This is a genomic window from Companilactobacillus keshanensis (assembly GCF_003946205.1).
Lineage (GTDB): Bacteria > Bacillota > Bacilli > Lactobacillales > Lactobacillaceae > Companilactobacillus > Companilactobacillus keshanensis.
In genome coordinates, this window is the sequence record NZ_RHOS01000001.1 from 165342 (window position 1) to 180913 (window position 15572).

12 protein-coding genes are annotated in these 15572 nt (G+C 35.0%); 6 read left to right on the forward strand and 6 right to left on the reverse strand.

Annotated elements, in window-relative coordinates:
- Positions 1-176: 176 nt before the first annotated feature.
- The gene (locus EKM64_RS00805) at positions 177-809 is read right to left on the reverse strand and encodes a pentapeptide repeat-containing protein (protein ID WP_125674596.1); all 633 of its coding nucleotides are present in this window, start codon (positions 807-809) and stop codon (positions 177-179) included.
- A gap of 250 nt (positions 810-1059) precedes the next feature.
- On the opposite strand from EKM64_RS00805, the gene EKM64_RS00810 reads away from it, so the two are divergent.
- A complete protein-coding gene (locus tag EKM64_RS00810; RefSeq protein WP_125674598.1) occupies positions 1060-2352 on the forward strand; it encodes an L-cysteine desulfidase family protein in 1293 nt (430 codons plus the stop codon).
- Positions 2353-2590: 238 nt separating this feature from the next.
- On the opposite strand, the gene EKM64_RS00815 is transcribed toward EKM64_RS00810, so the two are convergent.
- The 3 genes from EKM64_RS00815 to thiD are packed head-to-tail and all read right to left on the reverse strand — an operon-like array spanning position 2591 to position 4457.
- Positions 2591-3148, reverse strand: coding sequence for a TIGR01440 family protein (locus tag EKM64_RS00815; protein WP_125674600.1), 558 nt, complete (start codon positions 3146-3148; stop codon positions 2591-2593).
- A 12-nt stretch (positions 3149-3160) separates the two neighbouring features.
- Positions 3161-3661 carry an ECF transporter S component gene (locus tag EKM64_RS00820; protein ID WP_125674602.1) on the reverse strand — a complete coding sequence of 167 codons (501 nt, stop codon included), beginning with the start codon at positions 3659-3661 and terminating at the stop codon, positions 3161-3163.
- 10 nt (positions 3662-3671) lie between these two features.
- Positions 3672-4457: a bifunctional hydroxymethylpyrimidine kinase/phosphomethylpyrimidine kinase gene (gene thiD / locus EKM64_RS00825; protein ID WP_125674603.1), complete on the reverse strand. Its 786-nt coding sequence runs from the start codon at positions 4455-4457 to the stop codon at positions 3672-3674.
- 123 nt (positions 4458-4580) lie between these two features.
- Between thiD and EKM64_RS00830 the strand changes: the two genes are divergently transcribed.
- From EKM64_RS00830 to EKM64_RS00850, 5 genes are all read left to right on the forward strand, one after another.
- Positions 4581-5987: an aminotransferase-like domain-containing protein gene (locus tag EKM64_RS00830; protein WP_125674605.1), complete on the forward strand. Its 1407-nt coding sequence runs from the start codon at positions 4581-4583 to the stop codon at positions 5985-5987.
- 39 nt (positions 5988-6026) lie between these two features.
- On the forward strand, positions 6027-7793 hold the full coding sequence (locus EKM64_RS00835) for a glycerophosphodiester phosphodiesterase (protein WP_125674607.1): 1767 nt from the start codon (positions 6027-6029) through the stop codon (positions 7791-7793).
- 48 nt (positions 7794-7841) lie between these two features.
- A complete protein-coding gene (locus tag EKM64_RS00840; RefSeq protein WP_125674609.1) occupies positions 7842-8762 on the forward strand; it encodes an aldo/keto reductase in 921 nt (306 codons plus the stop codon).
- 188 nt (positions 8763-8950) lie between these two features.
- Complete coding sequence (locus EKM64_RS00845; protein ID WP_164505261.1) at positions 8951-11392, forward strand: SpaA isopeptide-forming pilin-related protein; 2442 nt, start codon at positions 8951-8953, stop codon at positions 11390-11392.
- Positions 11393-11549: 157 nt separating this feature from the next.
- A complete protein-coding gene (locus EKM64_RS00850) occupies positions 11550-13610 on the forward strand; it encodes a HelD family protein (RefSeq protein WP_125674613.1) in 2061 nt (686 codons plus the stop codon).
- Here EKM64_RS00850 and EKM64_RS00855 read toward each other — a convergent pair.
- Both EKM64_RS00855 and EKM64_RS00860 read right to left on the reverse strand, forming a co-directional pair.
- Positions 13587-14348: a YibE/F family protein gene (locus tag EKM64_RS00855; protein WP_125674615.1), complete on the reverse strand. Its 762-nt coding sequence runs from the start codon at positions 14346-14348 to the stop codon at positions 13587-13589. The two genes, EKM64_RS00850 and EKM64_RS00855, sit on opposite strands and share 24 nt — an antisense overlap.
- Positions 14348-15424, reverse strand: a complete 1077-nt coding sequence (locus EKM64_RS00860) for a YibE/F family protein (RefSeq protein WP_125674617.1) — start codon at positions 15422-15424, stop codon at positions 14348-14350. The genes EKM64_RS00855 and EKM64_RS00860 overlap by 1 nt, the downstream gene beginning before the upstream one ends.
- Positions 15425-15572: the final 148 nt, after the last annotated feature.

The window sequence follows — 15572 nt, forward strand, 5'->3', positions numbered from 1 at the left end:
TGCCTCCCTTGAATTAGTTTTTCTTTCACCCTTGTATAAGCGACTACTTATAGATTAACAAATATTTTTATGTTACACCAGACTTTTTGGCATTATTCTTGACATTTTCTTCTGGATTTTGATTATTAAAAAAATCTCTTCATATATACATGACGAGATTTCCATTTAAAATATTTTTACATATATCCTTCGGCTTCTTTTCTAGTCATCCAAAAATGAATTCCACCAGTTGAGTCGACCCATCTGTTAGGATTAAAGTTATTAGCTATACTCATATGCCCAACTCGATAGACAAAATTTGGATCAACGTAAGAAATGGCATCATGATAAATATCATCAGTGTACATATCATCTATTGTCATGACCTTAGCCTTATCACATCGACATGAATTAGCTGTTGCCGACGTCCTTTGCGCGTCTGCCGGGATCAAAAGTTTAACGATTCGATAGTCAAAGCATTTCTTGTATCCTAAAAATGCCCCTTTCTCTGGACAGCGCATCCTAAAGTGCTGAGTGGCATCATTAGAAACAATTCCAGTAAGATCAGCATTTTCCAGCATGGAATGGAACATATTGGCACCAGATATATCACTATAGCTCAAGTTGCAGCCACGTAAATCAGCACCAACTAATGACGCATTCTTTAACGAAGCATGTGAGAAATTACAATTTTCAAACAAACAATTTCCAAAATCAATACCGTCCAAATCAGCTTTAGAAAAATCAACCTCATTGAAACGAACATTATTGTAATTTCTATGTGATAAATCCTCAGTAGTAAAATTCTTATCTATTATTTGTTCAACCATAACCAAAACCTCTTTTCGTCCATATTGCGACTGTTTCCCTTACTATTAAGTGTAGGTCAAATAGTGAATTTAATCACTAGTTTTAGAAGTTTAATTTCAGGGCTTAGGAAAGCGCTTACTCGTATGATATACTCGTTACGGAATCAGTATCTAGGTTGATAAACATAGAACTATGCTTGCCACCCAGAAACAACCTTTAGGCATATTCTTCAATTTATCACCTGTAATTTTTTGAAAGGATATATTGATTATGTGCTCACAAGAAAAAACCAGAACTAACTTTATTAAAGCATTAAAAGATAGTGTAGTTCCCGCTACTGGCTGCACTGAACCAATCGCTGTTGCCTTTGGGGCAGCTAACTGTCTGGCCTATTTAGAAAATAAGGATATTCAAAAGATCGAGATCAGCGTGTCCTTAGGTGTTATGAAAAATGCCATGGCAGTAATCGTACCTGGCACCGGAAAGCCTGGATTATTAGTAGCAGCTGCCACTGGAGCCATTGCTGGCGATCCCACAGCAGGATTAAACGTTATAGCTAATTTGGTCGATGATGACTTACCTAAAATAAATGAACTTGTTACCTCTGGCAAAGTATCTGCCAAAATAGCCCCCGTTGAAGATAAACTATATGTAGAAGTGAACGTGACCGATAGAGAGGACAACGTAAAAGTTTGTATTGCTGGTGGTCATACCAATATTTTCTTAATTAAAAAAAATGATCAGGTAATTTTTTCTAAAACTCGTCCAGCGGCTTATTCAATTTCTGAATCACAGAAATTTCTTCAAACTATAAAATTTAAAGATGTCTGGAATTTTGCTCAAACTGAACCACTAGAAAACATTTCCTTCATTAAAGACTCCGCAGATCTTAATATGGCCTTAGTAGATGATGGTTTAAAAAATAACTATGGACTTAGCTTAGGAAAGTCTCTAAAGAATTCACCACTAAGTTCAACAACGGATGATTTTTCTAATAAATTAATTTCATATTCTTCTGCAGCTTCAGATGCCAGAATGGGTGGTTCTCAATTACCAGCTATGACAAACTCTGGTTCTGGTAATCAAGGTATTGCCGCTACCATTCCCGTTTGTGTTACTTCCGAATATATTGATGCGTCGGAAGAACAACTGATACGGGCATTAACCTTATCTCATCTAACTGCACTTTACATACATGCCTTTTTACCGGTCCTATCAGCCTATTGTGCGGTAGATTCAGCAGCCATGGGAGCTGGTACTGGTTGTGTTTATTTATTGAAAAATAACTACGAAATGGCCACTGCTACTATTAAAAATATGGTCGGTGATGCTGCAGGGATGGTATGTGATGGTGCCGGTTGTTCCTGTGCCATGAAGGTAGCTAGTTCAGTTTCTTCAATGTATCGTGCAATGAATCTGGCAATACAGGGGATAGCAATTCCTGGAAGCAATGGCTTGGTCAGCGATGACGTTGATACTACTATCCGAGGACTGGGAGTGCTTGCTACGGATGGACTAAAAGAAACAAATCCCATTATTTTGGATATCATGATGCAAAAATAATATTTGTACTGGTAAATTTAAAATAAAGCTGTGACGTAACTGCATGATTCTTAAAACTTACACGACAAAAAATAATTTTTTCAACTAGGCCAAATAGACACTGTAATCCAAATCGGATTACAGTGTCTATTTACTTTAATACTGAAAAACTGACCATATTTTGTCACATTCTAATTTTTATATCTGATATTCTACTACCACAAAGGACAATGTGATCAATACAAATCAACCGGAGATACTACTCTATCGGATCATAATTGGCTCGAGGACCACCAACGTACTTAGGACGTGATCGTAACGCCGTTACATGTGCTGCTCCCAAAGTATCATTTGTTGGACGTATTGGAACTTGAACAAATTTAACATGCATTCCTATAAACGTATCACCTATATCTAATCCCGCTTGAGCTACAACATGTTCGACTTCAACTGGTTCTTTAAATTGTTTAAATGCTTGAATTGAAGCCGCTCCACCTGCATGCAGAGCTGGAACTACCGAAACAACTTCTAAATTATTATTTTTAGCAACTGATTTTTCTACCACCAAACTACGATTGATATGTTCACAGCCTTGAACGGCTAAATTAATACCTTTAGGAGTCAAATTAGCCAGTAAAGTCTTAATAATAACTTCACCAACACCAAGATTAGAATCTTTTCCTATCTGTCCACCCACTACTTCACTTGTGGAACATCCCAAGACAAATAAATCACCATCTTCCAGGCCGGCAGCATCTAAAATATCTTTGATGATGCTATCTAAATCATTGCCGATCTTATTTAAATCTAATACCATAAAATACACCTCTTAAACTAAGTTGGGTCTAAACTTAACAAGACTTTCTACAATAAGTAATGTAACTGCCATACCAAAGCCAACTTGAATAATATTACTGAAAATTGATGCAATACCTGCTGGCCAACCGAATAATAAAGCCGTTGCCAAGAAATAACCAACTACCATAATGATACTTCCGATAAGTAACGGAATTATTGTATTCTTGATTTTCTTATTTCTTTCCGGCGTGAAATAAGCGACCGCTGCACCTTGTAAACCATGAATAATTAACGAGAATAAACACCATTCTGGATAACCAGAAATAATATCAATTAAGAATCCGCTGATAGCTCCTACAGTGAAGCCCATTGGATTTCCGAATAGAATTGCACTAGTATAGATGCCCACTTCACAAAGTGTTACAATTCCCTTTGTTGCAGGAATGGGAATAATCACAAGTAATGACAAGCTGACGGTCATAGCAATTAAAATAGCCGCCAAAGTTATTTGTTTAACCGAATTATTTTTCATTGATTTACTCCTAATGTCGATAGGCGCCTTGCCAGACGCTCCCTAATTGAGAATTTATTTTGATTCCTTTTTCAATTCCTGAACGAACAAACTTCTTAGCAAAGTAAACTGCTTCAGGTAAAGCTTGCCCCATAGCTAGTTCTGCCGTTATAACGGCGGAAAAAGTACACCCGGCGCCATCCGTCGTATTTTTGTTGATTTTAGAACTTTCAAACCAATAGTCTCTATCTTCACATCTTAAATAATCAATTGCCATTTCTCCAGGAAATCTGTTGCCACCTTTAATAACTACATTTTTACAACCATTTTTTTGAATGATTGCTGCCGCCTTTTTTATATCAGCTTTAGTAGTTATTTCTTCTAAACCACTAAGTTTCTTGGCCTCTTCCAAATTAGGTGTAACCACATAAGCCAATGGTAGCAATTTATCCTTTAAAACATCCAAATAGTCAGTTTCTATTTGTGTACTGCCTTCTTTAAATACAAATACTGGATCAACTACTAACGTCAATTCATATTGAGATATTTTGTGACAAATACTCTTTATAACTGACAATTCACCAATTAATCCAATTTTGGCGAAATGGACCGGTAATTGATCTAAAATTGAATCCAATTGCTGTAAAATAACAGCTGAATTAATTTGATTTAAAACAACTTCATCATTAATAATTGAAGCAATACTAGTTAAAACACTGACACCAAAGACGTCTAGTTCCTCAAAGGTCTTTAGGTCCGCCTGAATTCCACCACCGGCTAAGCTGTCTGAACCAGCAATTGTTAAAACATCCTCCATCAATTTACCTCCCCATTTAAGAATAAGTATTACGTTAGACTGGTTTTACCACAACATCCAATTGGCTTGTTTTTTATCCAGCCAATTATTATAATAAGAAAAATTAACAAAGGTGGATTCAAAATGATCAATTGGCATGACGATTTGCCTAAAATTAAGCCCAAATATTTGGCTATCACAAAATTAATCAAGAGTTTGATCCAAGAAGAAAAATTACTACCTGGACAAAGACTGCCATCAGAAAGAAAATTGGCACAACTATTCGATGTCGATCGTTCGACTGTAAGTCGAGCACTTCTAGAATTAACATCGGCCGGTTTGCTCATAAAAAAAAGTGGCAGTGGGACTTATATTTCCCAATTACCACAAATACATTCACTTCCAACTAGAGTTAATTGGAATTTATTTTTAGAGAATAATAAAACAAATTACTCTTTATATCAGAATAAGATCACTCAAACCCGAGCACTAGACAATGGCATGATCTTAGATGCGGCTGGTAACGAATTACCAATGGAACTGATTCCTAACCTCGGCCTTCTACAGATGAATTGGCAAAATTTTTTACTTGCACAAAAACAAGCCCAGGATGCTGGATATTTGCCTTTGATCCAAACCATCGGCCACATTCACGAACAAAAAAAGCAATTAAAATTAACTGAACAGACGCTTTTGATCACAGGTGGAGCACAACAGTCATTACTGCTGATATTGAGAAGTTTACTCAGGGTTGGTGATTCCGTGGCATTCGCACAACCCTCTTACTTTAATTCCAGCGCCATCTTCAAAACTATTGGAGTTCGTACTTTTCCGATCCCACTAACAGATATGAAGATGGATCTAAATGTTTTAGAAGATGTTATTTTAAAACATCGTATAAAGTTGCTAATCCTCAATCCTACTTTTCAAAATCCAACGGGTGACATTATTTCTCTTGAACAACGTCAAAAGATTTTAAAATTATGCCAAGAATATCAAATAGCTATCATTGAAGATGATGTTTTTGGTTGGTTAGTAGATTCTAAAGATGAAGTCCAAACTTTTAAATCACTAGCACCAGAAAATGTAATTTATATCAGTTCACTTTCTAAACTACTCGGCTCGAGTACAAGAATTGGCTGGATCGTTGCACCAGAGGCTATAGGTAAACGTCTATTACAAGTTCAAAAAAAACTAGATATTGTCCCTAGTATGTTGGCGCAAGTTATGGCAAATCTGGCCTTAACCGACGAAACATTTAATACTGAAATAAACAAATTAACTAAAGAACTATCCATCAGACGTAAAAATGTCACTAAAATTCTTCATGAATTAAAGCCTGATTGGAATTTCAAAACTCCCAAAGGTGGCTTTTATTTATGGATCAAGCAAAATGATCCAGATATTTTTGAAAAACTTTTAAAGAAAAATATTCTAGTTAAACCTGGCCCGATATATGGAACAACCAAAAAGGATTTTCGTTTTAACTTTGCTAATTTCGATATAGAGCGGCAGCAGAAATTACGTGCGGCGTTAACGAAAGATAAGTAGTATATTTAGTTATAATGATTTTAATTAGGGGATATTCAAATGGGGAGTTTTAGAGATTTCAGAACACTAAATCAAACATTCTGGAGTAACTTTTGGAAATACAGTCAAATTATTATTTTAGTTGAAATGTCGATAAATTTAATCGTCATTCCTATATTGAACGTTTTAACAAATAGTATTTTAGATTGGGGTAATGTTAATTACGTTTCATATACTAATATTTTAGAATTGATCACTAAGAAACCACTAGTAATACTGGGATTACTATTTATTTTATTATTAATTTTAATTTTGATATTTTGTCAATTCACTTTGCTTTTAACTAGTTTTCAGGCTATTAAATCTCATGCTAACTTACGTTGGCGTGACTATTTTAAAGATATTCTTAAAAACGTTTATCAAATGTCATTTAAGGGATTCGGATTTTTCCTACTATACTTTTTACTAGTTTTGCCAATTGGCGATATTGGTTTTTATTCCAATCTTTTAAATAAAGTAAAAGTTCCAGAATTTATCTTAGAATGGATCTTTCAGGAACATTTTTATATTGGTGCACTACTGATCATTTCATACTTGGTTATTTTTTACATTGGATTACGCTGGTTATTCGTTCTGCCAGCAATAATCTTTGAAAATAAGACCATCCGACAATCGATTCATTACAGCTGGAATATGACTAGAAATCGCACCATTCACTATTTGTTAATTTTCCTGATTATTTCACTAATCGTACCTCTAATATTTGAGGGTATCTTATTTTTAATCATTGGATTACAGTGGTTGATTGACAAAATTCCCATTATCAGATTTCCAATGGCAATTATCAACATGACGATTGTTCAACTAGTAAATTATTCTGCCAGTATTTACGGAACATCTATAGCCGCATTGATAATTCTCAGTAAAACAAAAACCACATACTTCGCTTCTACAAGAAATAAAAGAGCTCATAAGTGGTTCTGGGCCTTACTTGCTGCAAGTATTTTATTCAGTTTTATGAGTTATAACACTATTTACTTTAAAGGCTGGCTATTAGAACGACCCGTTACAATATCTCATCGCGGTGTCGATAACGGTAACGGTGTTCAAAATTCTATTCCAGCATTGAGAAAAACTTCTAAAGAAAAGCCCACTTATATTGAAATGGATATTCAAGAAACAAAAGATCATCAATATGTCGTCTATCACGACACGACCTTAAAGGGTCTAGCTGGTATTAATAAGCGTCCTAGTCAAATGACCTTGGCACAATTAAAGAAAGTAAAAATTCATGAAAATGGAAAAACCGCTCATATTGCCAGTTTTGACGACTACTTAGCAGAATCAACAATGTTACACCAAAAACTATTGATTGAATATAAAGATGTTAATGGGAACAGCGCCAACTTTGTTAAAGGATTTGCTCACAAATACAATCGTCAATTGCAACATAACGGCGATATGGTACATTCATTGGATTATAATTATATCCAAGAAAGTAAAAAATATATGCCGAGTGTACCAGCCAGTTATATCCTATCTTATAATCTATCTGGTGTTCCAAAGACCCGTGCTAACGCCTTCACGATGGAATATACAACCTTAAACTCCACCTTTATAGATGAATCCCATGCCATTCATAAGCAAGTCTTTGCTTGGACTGTCAATGATACTAGCGCCATGGATCAGATGATTTTTCTCGACGTAGATGGAATAATAACTGATAACTTAGCAGATTTGAAACAAGAAATTAAAAATAATTTTGATGATACTTCCTATGCAACTAGAATTTTTAATTATGTAGTTCAAATGCAACGTCCTTTTTAAGTTGTTATAATTAAATCATTAAATATGCATCAAATAGGAGGAAATTAAATGAAACAACGTAACATTGGTGAGACCAGTTGGAAAACATCAGCAGTAGCTTTGGGTATCATGCGCATGAATAAACTTACATCAGCTGAAGCTGTAAAAACGATTGAATCGGCTTATGATAGTGGAATTAATTTCATAGATGCAGCAGATGTATATGGAAATGGTGACTCAGAAAAAATTTTTGGTGAAGCTTTGAAAAAAAGTAATATTAATCGTGACAATCTTTACATCCAATCAAAAGGTGGAATAGTTGCTGACACACGCTATGACTTTTCTAAACAGCATTTGATCGATGCCGTAAATGGGAGCTTGGAACGCTTAGGTGTAGATTATTTAGATTCATTCCTATTGCACCGTCCTGATCCATTGATGGAACCTGCGGAAATAGCGGATGTTTTTGATGAACTACAAACTAGCGGCAAAGTTAGACAGTTTGGTGTTTCAAACTTCAATCCACAACAATATCTAATGGTTCAAGAAGCCGTCAGTCAACGTCTTATCATCAATCAATTGCAGTTCAGTATTATGCACACCGGCATGGTCGACTTTGGAATGCATACTAATATGAAAGATGCTCGTTCGATCAATCATGACGGAGGTATCCTCGAATTTTCAAGACGTATGGGTGTTACCATTCAAGCCTGGTCACCTTTCCAATACGGATTTTTTGATGGAGTATTCATCAACAGTGACAAATTTCCAGAGTTAAACGATAAATTACAAGAATTAGCCGATAAATACGGCGTAAGCAAAAATGGTATAGCAACTGCTTGGATCTTACGTCATCCTGCAGATATGCAAGTTATTATCGGTACAATGAATCCTGAACATATTATTGACAGTGCCAAGGGTGCCGATGTCGATCTTACCAAACAAGAATGGTACGACATTTACTTTGCTGCTGGAAATGATTTGCCATAAAATATTTAAGGATTGATCTGATGATCAGTCCTTTTTGTTTATAAAAATATTATTGGTATACAATCAGAATACTGTTAATCACGGATTAAATAATAATTGGGCTAATAATTGTCTTTAAAATTTCTATGGACCTATAATTACATTTGATTAATAGATAAGAGCATTTATTGCTAAGGGAGATGTTAATCATGCGAATTAAAAGATCTAAACTTTTAATCGCGATGATAACGATCATATTGGCCCTTTTAGCATGGATAGTTCCAAACTCTGAGACTGCTCGTGCCGCTACTACCGATACACAACCGCTATCATCAATTACAGTATCTGGACTAGATTCTGAAGATGCTGTTGTAACAAATTCAAATGGGAATGTTGTCCAAAATGGGGACACCATGTATACTTGGCAAAAATTTAATGTCAGTTATAAATGGTCCATAGCCGATGGCGTACCGATTAAGGATGGTGATACGGCAACGTTCACTCTACCAGATGGAATTACTTCAACTGGTAGTCTAAATAATATACCTATGTACAATGATGATGGGGTTCAAATTGGTACATTCACTATTAAAGAAGGAGAAAAAACAGGTACTATTACCTTTAATGATAATTTTTCTTCGAATGCATTAGATAGAGAAGGAACCATAAACATCAATTGTAATGGTACTCAAACTAACACTGGAAACCCCGGTCATTTTGATTGGACTATCAACAAAATCGGCTGGTTATATGATTATGACGAAAATGGTTTACCAAAATACGTTGTTTGGAATATAGCCTTCAACCCTGACAGTCAAAAATTATCCAATGTCGTTATAACAGATACTCTTGGCCCCGGACAAACTTACGTTAATAGTAGTGTCAATGCTCCAGCCGGAACTTACAACGAAAACGGAAATTTCATTCCAAATGGAACTTATTTAACACCAAAAGTAACTGTTTCAGGTAACAAAGTTATGTTCGATTTCGGAGACATAGATACAGCCGTTGATATGACTTTTAGAGTTGAAATTGAACCTAATCAAGAAGCCGGAAATAATTGGACCGACAACGCTTCTCTATCATCTGATCAAGTTCAAGGCAACGTCGGTGCCGATGTGAACTGGGGCGGTAATGGTACTGGCTCCGGAAATGTTTTAGGAAATGTTAATTTTCAAAAAACAGATGTAAATACTGGTAAAGGTTTGCCAGGAGCTGTATATGAACTCAGCGACTATAAAGGAAACGTTATAATGAGTTCAGTAACTACTGACGATAATGGACAATTCAGCATCCATGATTTACCAGCTGGAAACTATGTATTAAAAGAAGTTAAACCACCTGATGGTTATCAATCTAATCCTAACGAGATAACCTTCAGCATTACTGGTAACTCTAGTGTTCCAATAGATCTAAGTCAATCTGATGTATTAACTCGCGCTTCACTTGGTCTAACTAAGTATGCTAGCGATACTGGTAAACCATTGGCAGGTGCTGTTTATAACCTACTAGATTCAGACGGTAATACCGTATATTATGGTTTAAAAACCGATGAAAATGGTTCAATTAAAGTAACCGATTTACGTCTTGGTAAATATTCACTAGTTGAAACAAAAGCTCCAGATGGTTATCAACTAAATAGTAGTCCTATCAATTTTGACTTAACTAAGGGTGATGACTACGTAACATATGAAGCCATTGATTCTCCAATTTCATCTGGTGGAGAAGAATTTGGTAATCTAGACTTCACTAAAACAGACGGGACTACTGGAACTCTAGTTCCCAATGCAGTTTATGAATTACATGATGTTAATAATGAGGTCATCCAAAATATCACGACTGATGAACAAGGAAAATTCTATATTAGTGGATTAGCCGAAGGTAAGTACTCATTAGTAGAAATTAAAGCTCCAGATGGTTATCAACTTGATTCAACACCATTAGAATTTGAAATAACTGCTAACAAGACAACTGATGTTTCGGCTAAAGATAACAAGGAAACAACTACACCACCTGTAGTTCCACCTGTTAACCCCGGACCTGAACCTATAGTCCCTCCAGTTACTCCTCCTGTTAACCCCGGACCTGAACCTATAGTCCCTCCAGTTACTCCTCCTGTTAACCCCGGACCTGAACCTATAGTTCCACCGGTTACTCCTCCTGTTAACCCCGGACCTGAACCTATAGTTCCACCGGTTACTCCTCCTGTTAACCCCGGACCTGAACCTATAGTTCCACCGGTTACTCCTCCTGTTAACCCCGGACCTGAACCTATAGTTCCACCGGTTACTCCTCCTGTTAACCCCGGACCTGAACCTATAGTTCCACCGGTTACTCCTCCTGTTAACCCCGGACCTGAACCTATAGTTCCACCGGTTACTCCTCCTGTTAACCCTGGTAATGAGACTAATGAGAAAGTCCCTGGCGTAAAGCCTTCTGTACCTTTCCCATCAGTTCCCGTTCAACCAAATCTACCTGGAGCAGCTACAAATCCAGGTTCATCAGAAAAATCTGGTTCTAACGGAATCACTTCAGTAGAAAAAGGCAGATTTCCACAAACGAGTGCAGTTAGAAATACTTGGCTCATCGTTGCTGGATTTGCTATTGTAATGTTTATTCTCGGACATTTGATCCGTAAATATGATCAATAATTTGTGTCATAAAAGGCGACTCATCAAAGTAGATGAGCCGCCTTTTTTATCTTTCCATATATAATTATGCACGCCTTTTTTCTTCAATACAAGACTGTTATTTTTCACTAGAGCGTAATATCATTTAATATCTAAAAACAATTATGGGGGACATTTTATGGACAATATCTTCGAATTGGAAAAGTCACATTTATCTATAACTTATCAAGAATTAACTGATACGTTAAACAGCGTTCAAAAATTACTTTCTGATAATTCTAATGACGCTCGAAAGTTCAAAACCCAATCGGGACATGATAATGCACTTAACTTTGATAGCTACGCTGATAATTTGGATACCTTTGCTTCAATGGAAACTATGAACAAACAAATTGATTACTTTAACAGTAAACAAAATCAGTTAGAAACGATTAAAGAAAAAGCCATTCAATTGCTTCCTAACCCTTATTTTGCCCGTATTGATATCAAGTATTCTGATGAACCCGAAGTAATCCCCTTTTATATTGGCTCCACTGGATTTTCAAAAGTACCGGAAGATCCTCTAGTAATCGACTGGCGTTCACCTATTGCTGACCTATATTATAATAATCAGCTTGGTAAAACCTTTTATCAGGCTAATAAACAAAAAATCAGCGTAGAATTAATTACCCGACGACAATTTCTTTTACATGATAATATTTTACAGGATATTTTTGATACGGACGTAGCCATTCAAGATCCGTTACTAGTTAAAACTCTTCAAGAGAATAAAAACAATCAAATGTCGTCAATAACGGCAACAATTCAAAAAGAACAAAACTTGATCATTCGTGATGAAGATCCTTCTGCCTTATTAGTTAATGGTATTGCCGGAAGTGGTAAAACCTCAGTCGTATTACAACGAATTGCTTACTTACTATATCGTCATAGGAATAGTTTAATTGCAGAAGATGTACTCTTATTGACACCAAATTCACTATTCACCAGTTATATTAATGAAGTGCTACCTAGTCTAGGTGAAGATACTCCATCACAAATGACTTTTGAAAAATTCATGCAAAACTTTGGAAATAGAGAAAATTTTAAGAATAAACGTAGTCATTTAAGAATTATTAATAATAAAATTAATGATTTAAATTTAAGTATTGATGATTTTTGCAAATTAGAATTTAAGCAAGAATCAATTTTTACGAACCAACAATTACTGAAACTATTCAACAAAACTCCTAAGTCACTAACTCTTACCAAAAGGATCACTGCATTAACTGAATTAATACTAAATATAGTAACTGACAAAATCAGAAGATTATCTCTAGACCCAGATATTCAAGCCAAATTAGATGATTTAACTGATGGAGAACAAAACAATATATTTGGGAAAGTAATATCACCAACATCCGAATTAGAGATTATTCAGGCCACAAAAAAATTATTGCACTGGCAGTATCGCAACTTGATTCGTCAAATAAAACAAAAAGATTGGCTCAACATACCACAAATACTTAATAATATCTTGGGAACAGAGGAAGAAAACTTTTTAGATTATTGTTTTGTAAAATTAAAACTCTTGAATTTAAGTCGGAGAAATTTGAAATTTATTATGGTCGATGAAGTTCAAGATTACACTTTAGATGAATTATTCTTTCTGATTACTGCTATCCCAAATGCAAAATGGACTTTAGTCGGAGATGAATTTCAATCTATCAAAAACATTAAAACATCAATAACATTCAATGACTTAGAAGATCTATTTAAACAAAATCAGATATCCGTTAAACAAATAAATCTTTATACAAGTTATCGATCTAGTGGAAATATAACTCGACTATTTACTAAATTTGGTTCAAAAAAATTAGCCAATAATATTAAAATAATCCAATCTAACGGTTCAAAACCTCAAGAGCTTTCTATTACATCGAACGAATTGATACATACTTTAAAAAGGCAATTATCTCAATTTAAATCAAACGAACTGTCAGCCGTTATTACAACTCATTCAAAAAAGGCTGAAGAATTGGCTTCAGCCTTAAAAATCAACCTTTTAAAATCGAATAGTACTTTGCCAAAATCCGGTACATCGATCATGCCGTTAATAACAGCCAAAGGCTTAGAATTCGATAATGTCATCGTGATAAATGACGATAAATTGTATTATAGCGATACTAGATTGGGAAATAATCGTATGTACACAGCACTATCGAGAGCCTCCAAGAAACTATTTATCAATACTATCAATTGATTTTTTCCCAACTCCACGATATACAAAATAGGCAGTTATCGGAACGGTTAAAATAACCCCCATGGCACAAATGAGCATTGTTAAAATTTCCGCGACTAATAATTTATTGTTAATAACATCAACAGCTTTGTAATTCAACGAATTCATCAGGAAGAACAATGGAAATGTCGCAGAAAAGAAATTGAATAACAACGTATTAGTTTGCGTACTTAAAATTTTATTCCCAACTGAAAAACCATCGGCAAATACTTCTTTTGGCGTTAATGTTGGTTTGCTCAGTATGATCTCGTTTAGACCACTAGAAATTGCCACACTTGTTTCTGAAATAACACCAAGACTATTAACCACTATAATTGCTATTGCAAGTTGTGGAAATGATACTCCAGCTGCTAAGGAAAAGGCCTCCAGTTCCTCTTGATCCTCAATTCCCATACCTTGAGCACTAGCCCAAAATTCCAATGGAACTGTAATTAATAAAATTATTAATACAATCAAAATGGAAGTTTTAAACGCAATATTGGCAGTATTGGAATTCTCAACATTCATATATATCGCTACGATCAAAATTATCAGTGAAATAATGGCTGTAGTGACCAGAACGTTGAATCCGTCAGCTATCAAAATGAGCAGAGCGACAATAGAAATCAAATTTATGGCTAAACCAAATAATAATGAAAAAGCACGACTTCCAGCTACCATCAACAGTAAAACTACAAAGGCTCCTAAGAGAAATAGCATTAATATGCCCTCCTTGTAATTATTTTACTAGCGATAAAACTAGTTATAGGTACCGTCAAAACAATTCCTATGGAACTGATCAAAAGCTGTGTAAACCCAAGGCTCAAGGTCATAGTAAATGTATATCCAATGGAATTACCATTACTCAAATACAATAGAATCAAATTCAGGTGCTCCGCTATAACAATGAATAATAGAATATTTATCAGCGGTCCGATCAATTCACGGCCAATATTAATGCCCGCCTTAAATAGTGCGCTTTCTTTAACATCGCTGACTTCTTTTTTCATTTCGATAAGTGACGAAGAAATATCCATTGTTTCATCTAAGATAACTCCCAGAACACTGAAAAGAACTTGCGATAAGAAGACGCTAAAATACGGCTGCAGGCCAAAATCAGTTAACTCTAAATGCACTCCACTATTACCGGAAAGCTTTAGCAATAAGACACTTAATAGTATTGACAGCGTAGTGGCACAAACAGTACTTAGGTAGGCCATTAATGCATCACTGGTTGGTCCTAAAATAACCAGTAAAGCAATTCCAGAAATCAAAAGAGACGTTATAACGGTCATAATCAATAAATAGTTATTGTTGTTGTGGATCAACAACTTGATAAAACCGAAATACACCAACAAATTCAATAAAACACTGATCAATAGTTTACTTCGACTAAATTTCATACAAAATAATAGTATTATTACCAAGCCTAAGCTAAAAACTAAAACCGTATCTCGCTTAACATTCTTTATTGAATAGTGTTGCCCTGACTTTGACAAAATTACCTGCTGACCCTTGCGGTATTTTTGATCAATGAGTTGAGATTGATAGTAAGAGTTTTTTAAAGTTACTTTCTTACCTTTTTTACTTGTATTAAGTAAAATACCCGTCAGTCGCTGATCAATTTGAGTATCGGTGTTTTTATACTCATCGGTACTCTTATCCCTACTAATAACCTTAACCTGTTGAATTTTCATAACTGGATCTTTGTAAATAAACGAATCAAAATGCGTAATAACGGTTGCTACTAAAACGATTAACACTACAATAATGATCCTGGTAATATTTTTTTTCATCAAAACACCCTTAACGGTTTTTTAGTATAACTGATATGTTATCACTTTTTATTTTTAGTTTTTTATTATAATAATATTTGAAATCAATTAGTCACTAGAGCAACAAGGAGTATAGGCCAATTTTGATAGTTAATAGTTAGTTTTTTTA